Annotated in this window: 15 protein-coding genes, 1 tRNA gene and 1 pseudogene; 5 read left to right on the forward strand and 12 right to left on the reverse strand. The window is 65.5% G+C overall.

The window, feature by feature from the left end; all coding sequences use genetic code 11:
* The first annotated feature begins 7 nt into the window (after positions 1-7).
* Complete coding sequence (gene cueR, locus ACFQU1_RS03925; RefSeq protein ID WP_378129421.1) at positions 8-466, forward strand: Cu(I)-responsive transcriptional regulator; 459 nt, start codon at positions 8-10, stop codon at positions 464-466.
* Complete coding sequence (locus ACFQU1_RS03930) at positions 463-999, forward strand: AAA family ATPase (protein WP_378129423.1); 537 nt, start codon at positions 463-465, stop codon at positions 997-999. Before cueR ends, ACFQU1_RS03930 begins: the two co-directional genes overlap by 4 nt.
* A 196-nt stretch (positions 1,000-1,195) precedes the next feature.
* Here ACFQU1_RS03930 and ACFQU1_RS03935 read toward each other — a convergent pair whose 3' ends face one another.
* The 4 genes from ACFQU1_RS03935 to ACFQU1_RS03950 all read right to left on the reverse strand — a co-directional run bounded on the left by ACFQU1_RS03935 (position 1,196) and on the right by ACFQU1_RS03950 (position 4,373).
* A complete protein-coding gene (locus tag ACFQU1_RS03935) occupies positions 1,196-1,621 on the reverse strand; it encodes an OsmC family protein (protein ID WP_378129425.1) in 426 nt (141 codons plus the stop codon).
* A 27-nt stretch (positions 1,622-1,648) separates the two neighbouring features.
* The gene (locus tag ACFQU1_RS03940; RefSeq protein ID WP_378129426.1) at positions 1,649-2,497 is read right to left on the reverse strand and encodes an SDR family oxidoreductase; all 849 of its coding nucleotides are present in this window, start codon (positions 2,495-2,497) and stop codon (positions 1,649-1,651) included.
* Positions 2,498-2,641: 144 nt separating this feature from the next.
* A complete protein-coding gene (locus tag ACFQU1_RS03945; protein WP_378129428.1) occupies positions 2,642-3,205 on the reverse strand; it encodes a type 1 glutamine amidotransferase domain-containing protein in 564 nt (187 codons plus the stop codon).
* 160 nt (positions 3,206-3,365) lie between these two features.
* Positions 3,366-4,373: a DNA topoisomerase IB gene (locus tag ACFQU1_RS03950; RefSeq protein WP_378129430.1), complete on the reverse strand. Its 1,008-nt coding sequence runs from the start codon at positions 4,371-4,373 to the stop codon at positions 3,366-3,368.
* 478 nt (positions 4,374-4,851) lie between these two features.
* On the opposite strand from ACFQU1_RS03950, the pseudogene ACFQU1_RS03955 reads away from it, so the two are divergent.
* A pseudogene (locus ACFQU1_RS03955) lies at positions 4,852-5,640 on the forward strand (Ku protein); the annotation flags it as partial.
* Between the two features lie 79 nt (positions 5,641-5,719).
* Here the strand turns inward: ACFQU1_RS03955 and ligD are convergent.
* The 3 genes from ligD to ACFQU1_RS03970 form a co-directional block, all read right to left on the reverse strand.
* Positions 5,720-8,287: a DNA ligase D gene (ligD, locus tag ACFQU1_RS03960; RefSeq protein ID WP_378129432.1), complete on the reverse strand. Its 2,568-nt coding sequence runs from the start codon at positions 8,285-8,287 to the stop codon at positions 5,720-5,722.
* 3 nt (positions 8,288-8,290) lie between these two features.
* Positions 8,291-9,160 (reverse strand): Ku protein, encoded by an 870-nt coding sequence (locus ACFQU1_RS03965; protein WP_378129435.1) that lies wholly within the window; start codon positions 9,158-9,160, stop codon positions 8,291-8,293.
* A 122-nt stretch (positions 9,161-9,282) separates the two neighbouring features.
* Positions 9,283-10,368: an Ldh family oxidoreductase gene (locus ACFQU1_RS03970; RefSeq protein ID WP_378129437.1), complete on the reverse strand. Its 1,086-nt coding sequence runs from the start codon at positions 10,366-10,368 to the stop codon at positions 9,283-9,285.
* A gap of 225 nt (positions 10,369-10,593) precedes the next feature.
* Between ACFQU1_RS03970 and ACFQU1_RS03975 the strand changes: the two genes are divergently transcribed.
* Together ACFQU1_RS03975 and ACFQU1_RS03980 are read left to right on the forward strand one after the other, a co-directional pair.
* On the forward strand, positions 10,594-11,553 hold the full coding sequence (locus tag ACFQU1_RS03975; protein WP_378129439.1) for an ornithine cyclodeaminase family protein: 960 nt from the start codon (positions 10,594-10,596) through the stop codon (positions 11,551-11,553).
* 172 nt (positions 11,554-11,725) lie between these two features.
* Positions 11,726-11,815 (forward strand) — tRNA-Ser (locus ACFQU1_RS03980).
* Positions 11,816-12,143: 328 nt separating this feature from the next.
* On the opposite strand, the gene ACFQU1_RS03985 is transcribed toward ACFQU1_RS03980, so the two are convergent.
* Genes ACFQU1_RS03985 through ACFQU1_RS04005 form a run of 5 tightly spaced genes read right to left on the reverse strand, consistent with a single transcriptional unit; the run spans position 12,144 to position 16,392 of the window.
* A complete protein-coding gene (locus ACFQU1_RS03985; protein ID WP_378129441.1) occupies positions 12,144-13,097 on the reverse strand; it encodes a MurR/RpiR family transcriptional regulator in 954 nt (317 codons plus the stop codon).
* 28 nt (positions 13,098-13,125) lie between these two features.
* Complete coding sequence (locus ACFQU1_RS03990) at positions 13,126-13,884, reverse strand: SDR family NAD(P)-dependent oxidoreductase (protein WP_378129443.1); 759 nt, start codon at positions 13,882-13,884, stop codon at positions 13,126-13,128.
* 17 nt (positions 13,885-13,901) lie between these two features.
* A complete protein-coding gene (locus ACFQU1_RS03995) occupies positions 13,902-14,549 on the reverse strand; it encodes an alpha/beta hydrolase (protein WP_378129445.1) in 648 nt (215 codons plus the stop codon).
* Positions 14,550-14,584: 35 nt separating this feature from the next.
* Positions 14,585-15,481 (reverse strand): carbohydrate ABC transporter permease, encoded by an 897-nt coding sequence (locus tag ACFQU1_RS04000; protein ID WP_378129447.1) that lies wholly within the window; start codon positions 15,479-15,481, stop codon positions 14,585-14,587.
* Between the two features lie 5 nt (positions 15,482-15,486).
* Entirely contained in the window at positions 15,487-16,392 is a 906-nt protein-coding gene (locus ACFQU1_RS04005) for a carbohydrate ABC transporter permease (protein ID WP_378129449.1), read from the reverse strand.
* Positions 16,393-16,433 lie beyond the last annotated feature (41 nt).

Here is a 16,433-nt window from a genome sequence, read left to right on the forward strand (position 1 = left end):
GTGCTCCATGAATATCGGTGAAGCGGCCGCCGCCTCCGGCATCTCGGCCAAGATGCTGCGCTACTATGAGCGCATCGGCCTCGTCGGCCCCGCCAAGCGCACGGAGAGCGGCTACCGCGTCTATGACGAGGATGATGTGCATGTGCTGCGCTTCGTGCGCCGCGCGCGCAATCTCGGCTTCTCGATCGAGGAAACAGCCGGGCTCCTCACGCTCTGGCGCGACAAGAGCCGCGCCAGCGCCGACGTCAAGGCGTTGGCCTTGAAGCATGTTCGTGATCTCGAGGCGAAAATCGCCGAGCTCGAAGGCATGCGCCGGACGCTGCAGCATCTGGCGAGCCATTGCCATGGCGATGCCCGGCCCGACTGCCCCATTCTCGACGATATCGCGGGAGCGGGACCGGCGCGCCAACTGACGCCGGCACCGCATCGGCCTGCACTGGGCGAAGTGGGCGGCGGCGCAGGATGAGCGACCGCTTCTTCGTGATCACCGGCGGGCCGGGGTCGGGCAAGACGACCTTGATCGAGGCCCTCGCTGCTGCAGGTTTTGCGTCGGCGCCGGAGGCGGGCCGCGCCATCATCCAGGATCAGGTGATGATCGGCGGCCGCGCGCTGCCCTGGGCCGACCCCGGCCTCTTTGCGGAACTGATGCTCGCCGCCGACCTCAGGACCTACCGCGCCCAGCCGGCTGACGGCGTCGTTGTCTTCGATCGCGGCATTCCGGATGTAGCCGGCTATCTGACGCTGACCGGCCTGCCGGTGCCGGAGCATGTGGCGAAGGCGGCGCGGGTCTGCCGCTATAACCGCCGCGTCTTCATCTGCCCGCCCTGGCCCGAGATCTACACGGGCGACAGCGAGCGCAAGCAGTCACTGGAAGAGGCCGAGCGGACCTATGCCGCGATGGCCGCAATTTACAGGGATTATGATTACGAGTTGGTCGAGGCGCCGCGCCGGCCCGTGGTGGAGCGCGTTGCCTTTGTGAGGGCGGTGATCGAGGCCTAAAGGTTCTCGGTCATTCCGGGCGCGCGCGGGAGGCGCGAGCCCGGAATCCAGAGCCGATGGCGTTTCGAGAGCCCGCTGCACCGTAACTGCTTCTGGTCAGCTCACATCGATTCTGGATCCCGGGCTCCACGCTGCGCGTGGCCCCGGGATGACTGGGCGAGCAAGCCCGCGGGCCGTGCCAGCCAGCTTTGGTGAGCTAGCTCACCAAAGCCGCGTCGAGGGTGATATTGGCCTTGAACAGCTTCGACACCGGGCAGCCGAGCTTCGCCTTGTCGGCGAGTTCCCGGAATGTCGCCTCGTCGGTGCCGGGAATGCGGGCGCGCAGCGTCAGATGCACCTCTGTGATGGCGTAGCCGTCGCCGTCCTTGTCCAGCGTCACCTCGGCCTTGGTCTCCATATGCTCAGCCGTCAGATGGGCCTGGCCGAGGATGAGCGACAGCGCCATGGTGAAGCAACCCGCATGGGCCGCGCCGATCAATTCTTCGGGATTGGTGCCGGGTTTTCCCTCGAAACGGCTGCCGAAGCCATAAGGGTAGTCTTTCAGCGCGCCGCTTTGGGTCGAGATGGCACCTTTGCCGTCCTTGATGCCGCCTTGCCAAACGGCTGATCCGGTCGTTTTCATCGGGTCTACTCCTGAGAGAACTTACGGTCACGAGTTTACGACGGTTCCACCGTTCGGATGCAACACCTGTCCGGTCATATAGGAGGCTTCTTCGCTTGCCAGGAACACATGGCAGGAGGCGACCTCGTTGGGCTGGCCGGCGCGTTGCATCGGCGCGCTCGCCCCATGTTTGGCGACATGCTCCGGGTCGAAAGAGGCCGGGATGAGCGGCGTCCAGATGGGGCCCGGGGCGACTGCATTGACGCGGATCTTCTTGTCCACCAGCGCCTGCGACAGCGAGCGCGTGAAGGCGACGATCGCCCCGCGCGTCGAGGCATAATCGATCAGCATCTTGTTGCCCTTATAGGCGGTGATCGACGTCGTGTTGACGATCGCAGCCCCCTCCTTCATGTGCCGCAGGGCCATCTTCGTCAGGAAGAAATAGCCGAAGACATTGGTGCGGAAGGTGCGCTCCAGCTGCTCCTGCGAGATTTCGAGCGGCTCCTCCACCACATGCTGCTCGGCGGCGTTGTTGACGAGAATGTCGAGCCGGCCGAATTCGGCCATGACCTTCTCGACCGCCTCGCCGCAGAAGGCTTCCGAGCCGATGTCGCCCGCTATGCTTATGGCGCGCCGGCCCTCCTCTTCGACCAGTTTCACCGTCTTCTCGGCGTCCTTATGCTCGTTGAGATAGAGGATGGCGATATCAGCGCCCTCGCGCGCCATGCCGACCGCGACCGCACGGCCGATGCCGCTATCGCCGCCGGAAATGATCGCAACCTTGTCCTTGAGGCGCGAGGTGCCGGCAAAGCGGGGCATGAAATCGGGCTCGGGATGCATGGCATGCTCGTGGCCCGGCTGTTGGTCTTGGCGCTGCTCTGGCATCGTCTCGCTCATGGCATGCTCCTGCTCGCGAGAGAAAAAATTGGGGTGGGATAGGCTCGGAACCGCGGCGGGCCGCTTTCGTTCCTGCTGGTTGGAAGGCCCATGAAAAAAGCGCCCGCGGGGCGGGCGCTTTCTCGTCGATGCCTCACGCGGCCCTCACGCCACCTGGCGTCGCTCGTGGCGGCCTTCGCCGACCTCCTCGATGATCTTCGAGACGAAAGCCGGAAGATCGTCCGGCGAGCGGCTGGTGATGATGCCCTGGTCCACCACCACCTCATGGTCGACCCACTGCGCGCCGGCATTCTCGACATCCGTGCGGATCGACTTGTAGGAGGTGAGCTTGCGGCCCTTGACCGCCTTGGCTTCGACGAGAAGCCACGGCCCATGGCAGATAGCGGCAACCGGCTTGCCGCTCTCGACGAAGGTCTTCACGATCTTCATGGCGTCAGGATTGATCCTGAGAAGATCCGGATTGATCTGCCCGCCCGGCAGGACGAGCGCGTCATAGTCGTCGGGCTTGGCATCGGGGATCGCCTTGTCGGCCTCGACGGTGTCGCCCCAATCCTTCAACTTCCACGCGCGGATCGGCTTGCCGTCCGGTGTTGCGACATCAACTTTGGCGCCGGCCTTGCGCAGTTCGTCGCGCGGCACCGTCAATTCGTCCTGTTCGACGCCATTGGCGGAGAGAATGAGAATTCGCGCTTCGTGAATATTCGGCATGGCTTTCTCCTTCGAGATTGCTCGAGCGTTCTCTGGTTGGAAATGCCCGCCCATCAAATGCACCCCGCATGGTGAACGTGCGCCGCATGGGCCTGTTCCGCCCCGGCGGCGGCCTGTCGCATCGATTGCGGCCAAGTTCTTCGCGCGGCGGATCGCCGCCTCAACCAGCATATTTCGCGATGATGCGCGCGAGGATTTCGGCGCGGGTCGCCGGCGAGCGACGGTTTGACATATGGTCGGCGAAGCGCGTCAGCGCGCCGCTCTCGAAGGCGGAGAGCACGGCGCCATGCACATAGCTTTTGCGCGCCACTGCCGGTGTATTGGCGAGATCCTCGGCAACCGTTCGCAGCGCGGCGAGCACCTGCGAGCGGCGCGCGCGCTGGGTCGTCGCGGGCTCGGCGCCGGCGAGCGTCTCCAACGCGCCGATGGAGGCGACCAGCGTGCGGAAGTCCTTGAGCGATATGGGCCGGCCGGCGATCTCGCGCAGATAGGCATTGACGTCGCCCGCGCGGATGTAATGAACCTCACCCTCCTCGTCGCGATACTGGAAAAGGCGTCGTCCCGGCACCGCGAGAAGTCGCTCGATCGCGGCGGCAAGGCGAGGATGCGCCACCTCCTTGGTCACCTTCTTGCCGCCCTTGGCTTTGAAATTCAGCACCAGACGGCCTTCCGACACCTTCACATGCGATTTGAGCAGGGTCGTCGCGCCGCGCGTGCCGTTGTCGCGGGCATATTCCTCGCTGCCAGCGCGGATGGCGGTGACGGCGACGAGCTCGATCACCGTCGCAACGACGAAGCTGCGGTCGAGGACCCGGGCCGCCAGCACCCGTCCGATGCGTCGGCGGATGGCGGGCAGCGATTTGGCGAGATTGGCGAGCCGGCGCGCCTTGAGCATCTCGCGCACCCGCTCCCAGTCCGGATGGTAGCGATATTGCAGCCGCCCGGCGGCATCTTCGCCCACCGCCTGCAGATGCGCCCGCGGGTCGGCGGCATAGCGGACGTTGCGGTAGGCGGGCGGGACCGCAAGCGATTTGAACCGCGCGATCGTTTCCAGATCGCGGATCAGATTGCCCTCGGCATCGCGGAAGAAATAGCCGCGGCCTGCCTGATAGCGCTTGATGGTGAGATCTTCCGGCCCGACGAGATTGAGATCGACGTTTCGGGCCAACCGCTGAAGGCTTTGACGCTGCCGCTTGTTCACTGACCGACCGTATTGTTGGGGGCAACACCCCGAGGAAGCACCCCTGCGAAAACCGCTGTCGCGACGAGATGCCGGCAGGGAGAACGGGCAAGAGGGCCATCCCGTTCCAAGCCGCGACGCAGCGACCTCGATGCGAAAGCGGAACCATGGCGCGCCTGCGCGATTGCCCTGAGGGAACGGGCGCCCGTCGCCCGCAGCGTGAGCGCGCGCCATGGCAGCAAGACAGCCCAGGAAACCGGCACAGTCCAAGCGGTCGGCCAAGGATACGACCCAGGGGTCCGCGAAAGGGGCATCCAAGGAGCCGGCGAAGAGAACGGCAAAGCCGTCGCGGCAGGCATCGGCACGGTCGGCGCGATCCAGCCGGCCGACCAAGGCCGCGAGCAAGCAGGCTGCGCAGCCGGCCGCACGGTCCGAGGAGAAGTCCGGCGCTTCCCGGCCGTCCGGGCCGCGCGCCTTCTGGAAGGGCTATCTCAAGCTTTCGCTCGTCACCTGCCCGGTCGGCATGATGCCGGCGACCACCGAGTCGCAGCGCGTTCGCTTCCATACGCTGAACCGCAATACCGGCAACCGCGTGCAGTCCCGCTATGTCGACGCCGAGACGGGCAAACCCGTCGACGAGGACGACGAGGTGAAGGGCTACGAGAGCGGCACGGACGAATACGTCATCCTCGAAGACGAGGAACTCGATTCCGTCGCGCTGGAGAGCACGCGCACCATTGATATCGATATGTTCGTGCCGCGCGATTCCATCGAATGGGTCTGGTACGACCGCCCGCATTATCTCATGCCCGACGATCCCGTCGGCGAGGAGGCCTTCTGCGTCATCCGCGATGCCATGGAGGCAACGGGGATGGTCGGCATCGCCCGGCTCGTGCTCTATCGCCGGGAGCGCGCGGTGATGCTCGAGCCGCGCGATCGCGGCATCGTGCTGTGGACGCTCCGCTATGGCGACGAGATTCGCGATCCCGAGGACTACTTCGGCGAGATCGAGCCGGAGAAGCCCGATCCCGAGCTGCTATCGATGGTCGGCAAGCTCATCGAGGAGCGCGCCCGGCACTGGTCCGGCGACATGATCGTCGATCCGGTGCAGGAGAATCTAAAGGAGATCATCGCCTCCAAGGGTAAGGCCAAACGCCCGGCCAAAGCGCAGGAGCCGGAGCGGCCGAGCAATGTGGTGAATATCATGGAGGCTCTTCGCCGCAGCGTCTCGGCCGAGGGCGGACAGAAGAAATAGCCGGCTAAAGGTACGCGAAGGGCTTTGTCCCGCGATGCCTGGCAGCCTATAGCCGGCACGCTCGTTAGCACTGCGCCCGCTACTTTCCCCGCTTCTTCGCCGTCGGCAGCGGCACGGCCGCCTTGCGGAAGTCGGCCCAGGGATCGCGCGCCAGATTCGCGAGCCGGTTCGGTGCATTGTCGATGGTGAAATAAGCCGGCCCGATCGTCTCGCCCAAGCCTTCGCCGAGCTCGCTCCAGTCTATCGGCATGGACACGGCCGCGCCGGGGCGGGCACGCGTCGAATAGGGTGCGATGGCGGTCGCGCCGCGGCCGTTGCGGAGATAATCGACGAAGATCTTGCCGCCGCGCTTCGCCTTGGTGGCGGTCGCGATGAAGCGCTCGGGGCTGTCCGCGGTCATGGCGTCGGCCACGGCCTTGGCGAAGCCCTTCACCTCGTCCCAGCCAGCTTTCGGCGTGAGCGGCACGACCACATGCAGGCCCTTGCCGCCCGAGGTTTTCACGAAGCTCGGCAGGCCGACCGCATCGAGACGCTGGCGGACCTCGAAGGCGCCGGCGATGATATCCGTCCAGCCGAGGCCAGGTCCCGGATCGAGGTCGAAGATCATGGTGTCCGGCTTTTCCAGCGCGGCCAGCGTCGATCCCCAGGGATGAATTTCGAGCGTGCCGGCCTGAACCAGCGCGATCAGCCCGTCGAGATCCCCAACGGTCAGAAGATCCTCGCCATCCTTCGGGTCGGGCGTGACCTTGATGGCCCGGTTCATGCCGCGCCAGGCATGCTTCTGGAAGAAGCAGGATTGCACGATGCCGTCCGGACAGCGCACCAGGGCGAGGGGCCGCGCGGCGAGATGGGGCGCGATCTGCGGCCAGACCTCCGCATAGTAGTTGGCGAGACCTTCCTTGGTGACGCCGTCCTCCGGCCAATAGACGCGGTCGGGATGAGTGAGCTTGACGCCGATGCGCGGCCGTGACGCCTTGGCCGTGGGCTCGGCCTCCTGCACGACCTCATCGGCCGGCTTGTCCTCCCGCAGCCCGCGGAACGCGGCATGGCGGATGTTGCGGTCGCCCGTCCAGGCGCGGAACTCGACTTCCGCCACCAGCTTCGGCTCCACGAAACGGGCATCGCGCGCCGCCTCCGCCGGCAGCCGCTCGGCGAAGGGGCTTTTAGGGACGCGGATTTCTTCTAGGCGCCCGTAGAGATCTTCCGCCACGCGCATGGAGAAGCCCGTGCCGACCCGGCCGACATGGCGCAGCTTGCCGTCCTCGTAGACCCCGAGCACGAGCGAGCCGATCGCCTTGCGCGAGGTCGTCGAGGGCACATAGCCGGCGACGACGAATTCCTGCCGCTTGCTGCATTTCGACTTCAGCCAGTCCTTGCGCCGGCCGGAGCGGTAGGGCGCATCGCGCAGCTTCGAGACGAGGCCTTCGAGGCTGAGGCGGCAGGCATGGCGCAGCATGGTGCTGCCGTCCTCCTCGAAATGCTCGCTGTAGCGCAGGATGTCGGGCGCGCCTGCGAGCACGTCCTTGAGCGCCTCCTTGCGCGCGATCAGCGGCGCGCCGGTGAGGTCCATGCCGTCGCGATAGAGAAGATCGAAAGCGTAATAGATGAAGCGGTCGCTGCGCCCCTCGCTCAGATCGGACTGCAGCGACGAGAAATCGGACGCGCCGACGCTGTTCTCAACCACGAGCTCGCCGTCGATCATTGCGGTCTCCACGGGAAGAGCCGCCAAGGCCTCGTAGATCGCCTTGCCGAAACGTTCCGTCCAGTCGAGGCCCGTACGCGTCAGGAGCTTCACCTTGCCCTTCTCGATGCGCGCCTGCAAACGATAGCCGTCGAACTTGATCTCATGCACCCAGCGATCGCCGGACGGCGTCTTGGGCACGAGCGTGGCGAGCAGTGGCTCGACGAAATCGGGCATGGGTTTGCGCTTCGTGCCCGTGACCGCCGCGTCTTTGGCCTTGCCGTCCGGCTTGGCCGCGGCCTCGGCTTTCGCCGCGTTGGAGGCTCGCTTTCGCGACGCTGGCGCCGCCTTTGCCGCGGCGCGTCGCTCGATCTTGCCGGTCTTCGACGACCAGCCCGGCGCTTCGCCCGCGATCTCCTCGACGACCCGCCCGGTCTTCACCGATTCCGGCCGCTCCTCCAGGATGTCGGGCGCGTCCTCCGCGCGGGCCACCTCGTCGTCGCCCTTGATGAGCAACCAGTTCTCGCGCTTCTCCCGCGGCCTGCCGTGCATCCGCACCAGATGCCAGCGGCCTTTGAGCTTCTCGCCACGGAGCTCGAATTCAAGATGTCCTTTTTTCAGGGCCTTGTGCGGATCGCCGATCGGGCTCCAGCTGCCGCGATCCCAGAGCAGCACCGTACCGCCGCCATATTCGCCTTTGGGGATCGTTCCTTCGAAATCGCCATAGGCGAGGGGATGGTCCTCCACATGAACGGCGAGCCGCTTCTCGCCGGGCACGAGGCTCGGGCCCCGCGTCACCGCCCAGCTTTTCAGCACGCCGTCGAGCTCAAGCCGCAGATCGTAATGGAGACGCCGGGCGTCGTGCTTCTGAATGAGATAGGAATAGCCCTGGCTCGCGGCTTCCTCGCCGGCCGGCTCGCTTGTCTTGGTGAAGTCGCGCTTGGCGCGATAGACCTCGAGCGCCATGGCTCAGCTCGCCTTGCGCCGCGGCGCCGCGCCGGCGCTCTTGCGTGATCCTTTGCCGCTTGCCGCTGCCGTCTTGCGGCCCTCGGGCGCCGGCTTGCCGGCGTCACCCGCGCTTTGGCGCAGCGCCTCCATGAGGTCGATGACCTTGCCGCGTTGCGGCTGCTTCACCGGCTTGATTTCCCGGCCTTCCATCTTGGCGCGCACGAGCTCGGTGAGCGCCGCCTCGTAGCGGTCGTCGAAGGCGCTCGGGTCGAAGCGCCCTTCCTTGGTGCCGATGATATGCTTGGCGAGATCGAGCATTTCGCCGGTGATCTTCATGTCGGGAATGTCGCTGAAGGCTTCGGCCGCCGAGCGCACTTCGTAGTCGAAATTGAGCGTCGTCGCGACGAGCCCGGAATCATAGGCGCGGATGAGGACGGTGCGCACGCGGCGGAAGAGGACGGTGGAGGCCAGACCCGCGACCTTGTTCTGCCGCATGCCCTCGCGCAGCACGGTAAAGGCTTTCTCGGCGATTTCGCCATCGGGCCTCAAGTAATACGGCCGATCGAAATAGACGTCGTCGATCTCGTGGCAGGGGATGAAAGCCGAGACGGCGAGCGTCTTGTCGCTTTGCGGCACCGCGGAGGCGACTTCGTCCGGCTCCAGCACGATATATTGGCCAGAGCCCGCATCGAACCCTTTCACCTGGTCGTCCCGCTCCACCTCCTCGCCCGTCTCCTGATCGACGAACTGGCGATGCACGCGGTGGCCGGTTTTGCGGTTGAGCGTGTGGAAGGCGATGCGCTCGGAGGTCGAGGCGGCGGTATAGAGCGCCACCGGGCAGACGAGCTCCGCGACCTTCAGGCTCCCCTTCCAGTTCGCGCGCGGTGCCAATGGCCTGCTCCAGAGCTGTCGGACAAGAATGCGCCCGGCGGGCATCGTGCCCACCGGACCTGCATCTTTGTCAACGCCCTTGCCCGGTAAGGGTTCCGGAGCATCGCGTGGCCCTTGTCTGGCTATGCTGCGGGCGGCCAGGTCAGTCCGAAGCGCTGGGCAAAGCCCGCAAAAGCCACGTCGCTCGCCGGATCGATCGGGATGCCCTCGACCGCGCGGCGCTCTGCCTCCGCCCATTCGCGGTCGCCTGGCGCCATCACCGTGCCGTTCGCTGCCGGCCGCGAACCGCGCAGCGTCGCGAGATAGCGGCGCATGCCCGCCTCATAGACGGCCTTGTCGACGAAGGCATCGGGCCGGATCGCCAGAGCGCAGGCGCCGAGGCCGCGTGGCGTCGTCATGTCCGGCCCGTTCATGGGCAGGAGATCGAAGCTCAGCTTCATTCCGGTGACGACGGCGCTCAAGATCTCGACGAGGCCGGCGACGGCCGCCCCCTTGAAGCCGAAGGCCCCGCCGAGCGGCGCGAGCATGGCGACGAGATCGGCATCCTCGGTGTCCGTGCCGTCCTCGGTGGAAGCGACCCCGGGCGGCAGGGCGCGGCCGAGGCTGCGGTAGAGCAGCACGCGATTGAAGGGCACTGCGCTCGTCGCCATGTCGAGGAGCCACGGCCGTTCGCTGCCATTGGGCGCCGCGACTGCGATCGGATTGGTGCCGTGGAAGCGCTCGGCGCCCTCGTGCAGGCGCACGAAGCTATCCGAATTGCACACGGCAAGACCGATGCAGCCAGCCTCGGCGGCTGCGAGCGCATAGGCGCCCGCCGGCCCGAAATGCGAGCTGTTCTGGATGGCGACCGCGCCGATGCCCATCTTGCCTGCGAGCTCGACCGCCCGCTCCATGGCCGTATAGGTCGCGAGCGCGCCATGGGCATGATCGGCGTCCAGCGTCGCAACCGCGCCGAACGCGCCGAGGAAGCGCAGATTGGGATGCTTGTTGAGCCGCCCTGTCTCGAACACCGACATGTAGTGGGTCAGAAGGCGTATGCCGTGGCTGTCCACACCGAGGCGCGAGCCGTGCATCATCGCCCGCGTCGCGGCATCGGCCGTGGCCTGGTCGGCACCGACGGCCGTCAGCACGGCGCGGCAGAAGCCTTCCAGCGCTGCAGCGTCGACCCTGAGGCTCGGCCGTGCCTGTACGTCCTCGTCCTTACTCACCTCGATCAATCTCCATCCGCGCGTCGCTTACTCATGAAACCGCCGTTGCCGATAGGACAACAGGCGCTAATTGCGCCTTCGCCGTGCAGGGATCAATCGGCTTTGACGCATGACCCGCGCTCATGACTGAGAGGCAGGCCGAACCTGTACCGTTTGCCCCGCCTATGGTGGGCGGCCCTTCGTTTGTATATCTCGGGAGTGTCCCGCGTCAGCCGAGGAGCGTCCGTGATCACCTTGAATGCCGATGAGGCGCGCGCTGCGCTCGATCTGCCCTCCGTGATCGAGGCGCTGCGCGCCATGTTCCGTGATGGCTGCGAAGCACCGGTGCGCCACCACCACGCGATTGCCGCCGAGGGTCAGCCGACGGCGACCATGCTGCTGATGCCGGCCTGGCTTGCTGGCCGCTATCTCGGCGTCAAGCTGGTCAATGTCTTTCCCGGCAACGGCGCGCGCGGATTGCCGGCAGTGCAAGGCGTTTATCTGCTCTTTTCGGGCGAAACGGGCGAGCTTATCGCCAGCATCGAGGGCAACGAGCTGACCGCCCGCCGCACGGTCGCCGCCTCGGCGCTCGCCGCGTCCTATCTCGCGCGCGAGGACGCCGCGACGCTCCTCGTCGTCGGCACCGGCCGGCTCGCCCATCTCATGCCGCATGCGCATGCGGCCGTCCGGCCCGTCCGCAAGGTGCTGGTGTGGGGGCGCGACCAGGCGAAGGCCGCTGCCTTGGCGCGGGATCTCGCAGGCCAAGGCTTCGCCGCTTCGGCTGCCGCTGATCTGCCGGCCGCCGTGGCCGAAGCCGACATCGTGAGCTCGGTCACCTTGAGCCGCGAGCCGCTGGTTCGCGGTGCCTGGCTGAAGCCCGGCGCCCATCTCGATCTCGTCGGCGGCTTCACGCCGGAGATGCGCGAGGCCGATGACGATGCCCTGCGCCGCGCGAGCGTCTTCATCGACACGCCCGGTGCCCTGCAGGAGGCGGGCGACATCGTCGTGCCGCTCACAACAGGCGTGTTGCGCAAGGAAGAGATCCGCGCCGATCTCGCCGCGCTCACGCGCGGCGAGCACCCCGGCCGCACGCGCCCCGACGAGATCACCTTCTTCAAATCCGTCGGGGCGGCGGCGGAGGACCTTGCCGCCGCCATGCTCGCCTATCAGCGGGCCAGAGCGGCGACGGCTCGGCCGACCCCATGACGACACGAGACGTGAAGGCGCGGGCTCGCTTGCATTCCGCCCCGCGCTCGCTATAGAAGCGCTTCGCGCTGCGCGGGATGGCTTCAGGCCGCTGCGGGGCCTGCGACGGCGATGACCCCGGCCACACTCCGGGATGCACTGCCGGCGCTCGTCCTGAGTTCTGCAGAGCGTTGGAGAGGTGGCCGAGTGGTTGAAGGCGCACGCCTGGAACGCGTGTATACGGGCAACCGTATCGAGGGTTCGAATCCCTCTCTCTCCGCCAATGCGCCTAACATATGATTTTCTTAACGTTATTTCTTGTGGGGGTGTTGACGTCCTAGTTCCGAGCCTAGTCGGCGAGCGGTACTTTGGCGGACGTCGGCGGCACCGGTCGCCTTTGAGGCCGAATGCGTTTCCGTGCCCATCGCGAAGCTCCTGCCCGTCCCATCGAGAGATACATCAAGATGGGCGCTCGTTTCATCCTCTCGGGAAGCGACTTCGGGTTCCTGTATGCCGGCGCCAAGAGCAGGGCCGACTTTCTGTCCGGAATTGGCCTCGACGAGCGAAAATTCACCCTGGACGATCCTCAGAGATTCGGCCGCGCGGCAACGTCAGCCGCTGCCCTGAGCCATCTGTTGCCAGCCCCAACGCAGAAGCGAGGGATCATCGCTGTCGATGCCATGGGTTTGCAGCACGCGATGCACATCCCCGAGGTGCTTCATCGTCTCCGGACCGCGTTTTAGGCCGATCACCACCGTCAGCATTTCGATCACGAGAAGCTGGACGATTGTGGCATCCGTGCCGACGTGCATCGTCGCGTCTTTGGGAACATCGGTGCTGAGCAGAATATCCGCGAGCTCGGCAAGCGGAGTATTGCTTCGCGTAACGGCGACAATGGTGGCCCCTCTTGCTTTGCCCAGCTTGACGGACTGGAGCAAGGTCGGCATTCGCCCGACGAAAGAGATCGCGACCAGCGCATCCCGGGATGTGAGGGTGGCGGCGGCCACGAGCTGAAGATGCGCATCGGAAAATGCATTCGCAGTGAGACCGAGGCGGAAAAGCCGCGCCTGGAGCTCCTGAGCGAGGAAATGGGAGGTGACACCGGTGCCGTAACAGTCCGTTCGCCGGGCACGATGGGCCGCCTCGGCCGCACGTTCAAGCGCGTGGGGATCGAGCTGCCGCTGCCATTCGGCGGCGACGGAAGTGACGCTGCCGACAATGTTGCGCACGATATCGGCCGCTGCGTCATCTGGACGGACGCTGCGGTGCAGATAGGGCGTGCCGAGGGCCAGCGCGCCGGCGAGCTTGATCTTGAAATCCTTGAGGCCAGCGCAGCCCGTTGCGCGCGCGAAGCGCACGATGGTCGGCGCACTCACGCGAGCCCGGCTCGCGAGTTCTTCCACATTGGCCTGCACCGCCCAGGCGGGATCATCAAGGATGATGTTGGCGATCGTCCGTTGCCCCGGCGAGAAGCTGTCCATCTGCGCGTGAATAGTGCGGAGAATGTCGGGCGGAGACGCCGAGCTGTCCACAGCCGGCGAGATGGAAAGTGCCTTGCGAGCCATCAAGAATTCCCTGCGTCCTCACGGCACGTCAATACATCGCCATTCCGCCGTTCACGTCGAGCGTGGCGCCTGTCATGTAGGATGCGTCGTCAGAAGCCACGAAGGCGACGACGCGCGCCACTTCCTCGGGCAGCCCGGCTCGTTGCATGGGCACGAGCGTCTTGAGCCACTCCTGGCGTTGAGCCGGCGCCGTGTGCCGATCGTGAAAAGGCGTGGCAATGATGCCGGGCGCGACCGTGTTGACAGTGGCGGAATAGGGAGCGAGCTCCTTGGCCAAGCCCTTCGTGAGCGCCATGAGGGCGGCTTTTGCAGCGTGGTAGGGAATAGAGCCGGGTCCGCCACCGGTGCGACCACCGACCGACGAAATATTGATCACCCGCCCCCATCGCTGCGCGATCATCGGCGCGATAGCCCGCTGGCAGCAGAAGAAGGCGCTCGACAGGTTGAGATCGATCGCCTCCCGCCAGATCTCTTCCGGCGTATCCGCGGTCGGGATGCGCTTGACCATGTCGCCTGCATTGTTGACGAGGATGTCGAGCTGTCCGAACCGGTTGAGGTGATCTGCGAACAGGCGGTCGATATCGGCGGGCGAACGCACGTCCGCCTGAACGGCGAGGGCCTCGCCGCCACCTTTCTCAATGATCTCGCGCAGCTCCGCCGCTCCGGCTTCGTTGCGGAAATAGTTGATGGTCACGCTCGCACCTTGGCACGCGAGTTCCCGCGCGATCGCAGCACCGATACCGCTGCTCGCGCCAGTCACGAGCGCGGTCCGTCCCTTGAGCCTCATAGATCTAGCGCTCCTTTTCACGCGCGCTCCGCCCAGCCGATAATCGTGTCCGCCAGAGCCTGATGGGTGTCTGCGAAATAATGGTCGGCGCCGTCGAGGAACACGACCTCGATCGCAGCCTCGCGCGCGGCGTCGACCAGTTCGGCGGCCCGAGGCTCACCCTCGATCAGTGGGTCGACCGCTCCCTGCACGACGAGCGCCTTGCCGCGCAGAGCCGGTGCGCAAGCGAGCACCTTGTCCCAGATATCCGGACGATAGGCTTTGACCGAACCGAGGGTGGTTAGAATGTAATGCTCGACACGATGGTCGCCGGACAGGGCGGGATAGCAGACCGCTTTGTTACAGCCGTAGCCATGCGCAAGCAGAATGATCGTTTCGCCGCCCTCGGCTGCCAAAAAGTCGATGCCCGCCTTGATATCGTGATGCGACTGTTCGAATTCGACCGGCTCCGCCAGGTCGTGATCGCGCATGTTGAGCGACAGGCAGAGATGGCCGGCCATTGTCAACAGCGGCGGCAGCCAACGGCTCGGCCCGCGGTAGAAATTCCAGGTGAGGCCGTGAACCACGAGGACACCGACCTTCGGCCTTTCGCCCTCGGGTCGGTAAAGGGCGCCGTCCAGCTCCTTGTGGTCGGCGGTCGTGACCGTAATCAGCTCCAATGGCATTGTATTCTCCGCTCCCGAGAAGAAACCATCTCCGGTCACCCCTTGACGGCGCCGGACAACATTCCGCGCATGACTGCACCTCGGAAGACGAAGGCGAGGATCGCCGGCACGAGCGCCGCCACGAGCCCTGCACTGTTGAGCAGGCCCCAGCTCGGCTCGGTGATGGGATTGAGAGCTTGCGCCAATGCAACCGAAAGAGGCCAAGCCTCGCCCGAGGTCGTCAGCGTAAGGCCGACGATAAAGTCGGACCATACCGAAATGAAGACGAAGGCACCGGCCGCAAAGAGCCCGTTCTTCGACAGCGGCAGGACCACGCGAAAGAAAGTGCCGACCGGACTGCACCCATCGAGCGCTGCCGCTTCCTCCAATTCCCGCGGGAAATCGCGATAGTATCCCTCAAGAATCCAGATAACGAAGGGAAGCAGAAGCCCCGTATAGACGATGACGAGTCCCGTCAGCGTGTTGAGCAGCCCGATCACCTGCAGCGCGAAGTAGATCGGGATGATAATCGCGGCGACCGGCACCATGCGCGAGGCCAGCAGCCCGAGAAGCACCCATTTGCGGATGCGCGGCCGCACGAAACGGGCGAGCGAATAGGCCGAGACCGCGCCGAAGATGGTCGCGATCAGCACCGTGCTCGTCGCAATGACGAGGCTGTTGAGGAATGAACGCGGAAAGGCCGTGATCTGCGGATTGCTCGCGAGCTCGGCCGGATCGGCGCCGGGCAGCTGCAGAAGCGTGGCATAATGGCCGAGCGTCGGGGCGGTCGGGACCCAGTGCGGCGGGCGGGCGTGCAGCTCGAGATCCGGCGAGAGGCTCGAAATAAGCATCCAGACGGGCGGCGCGAGCAGGTAGAACAGGCTGAGGGTGAGAAGCACCAGGAGTGCTGCCGCCTTGCCCCGCGGCATTTCGCGCCGTGACTCGCGCGACATCCGGCTCATTGATCCTCGCTCCCCTTGGGAAGCACCCGGATGTAGAGGCAGGTGAGCGCGAAGGTCAGCAACGCGAGAAGGCACGCAACCGCGGTGGCGGCACCGAGATCGCCGAAATCGAAGGCCTTCGAAAACACGAGATAGCTGAGAACGGTGGTGGCTTCCCCTGGGCCGCCCTTCGTCAGTAGATAAACGATATCGAAGGCGCGCATGGACCAGACGACGCAGAAGAGCACGGCCACGACCAGGGACGGCGCGAGCAGCGGCAGCGTGACGAAACGAAATTGCGCCATCGCTCCCGCGCCGTCGATCTCCGCCGATTCATAGAGCTCGGCCGGGATGGACCTGAGGCCGGCGTAAAGGATGATGATCACGAAGGGCACGAGCTTCCACGAATAGGCGAAGACGACGGCGTGCATCGCGGATAGTGGTGTGCTGAGCCACGCTTGGTAATCCTTGATAAAGCCGAATTCTGTGAGCAAGCCGTTGAGCGCGCCATAGCTTGGATTGTAGATCCACTGCCACATCAGCGCGTTGACGATCTCCGGAATGGCCCATGGCAAGACGGTTGCGATGACGAGCCAGCCCGCGCCCTTGACATCGCTGTCGAGCAGGAGCGCGATGCCCAGCCCGACAAAGGCGGCGATGGCGACCGACAGAACCGAGAAGTAAAGCGTATTCCAAAAGGCGGTGATGACAGACGGGTCGCCCAGAACAAAGCGATAGTTGTCGAGCCCGGCGAAAGCACCCGCGCCCGCGCCGAAGCGCAGATCCTGCAGGCTGAGATAAGCGACATAGGCGAGCGGCAGAACGCTGAAGGCGATCACGAAAGCGATCGTGGGCAGATTGAGAATCCGCAGGACCCCGCCTGCGCGGCCGGGGCCTGACGGAAAAAGGTGCTGAGCGCCCATCAAGGCTTGCAAACTCCAGCGAGGGGCTTGAGATCGGTGGC

Source organism: Chelatococcus sp. GCM10030263 (genome assembly GCF_042666455.1).
Classification (GTDB): Bacteria; Pseudomonadota; Alphaproteobacteria; order Rhizobiales; family Beijerinckiaceae; genus Chelatococcus.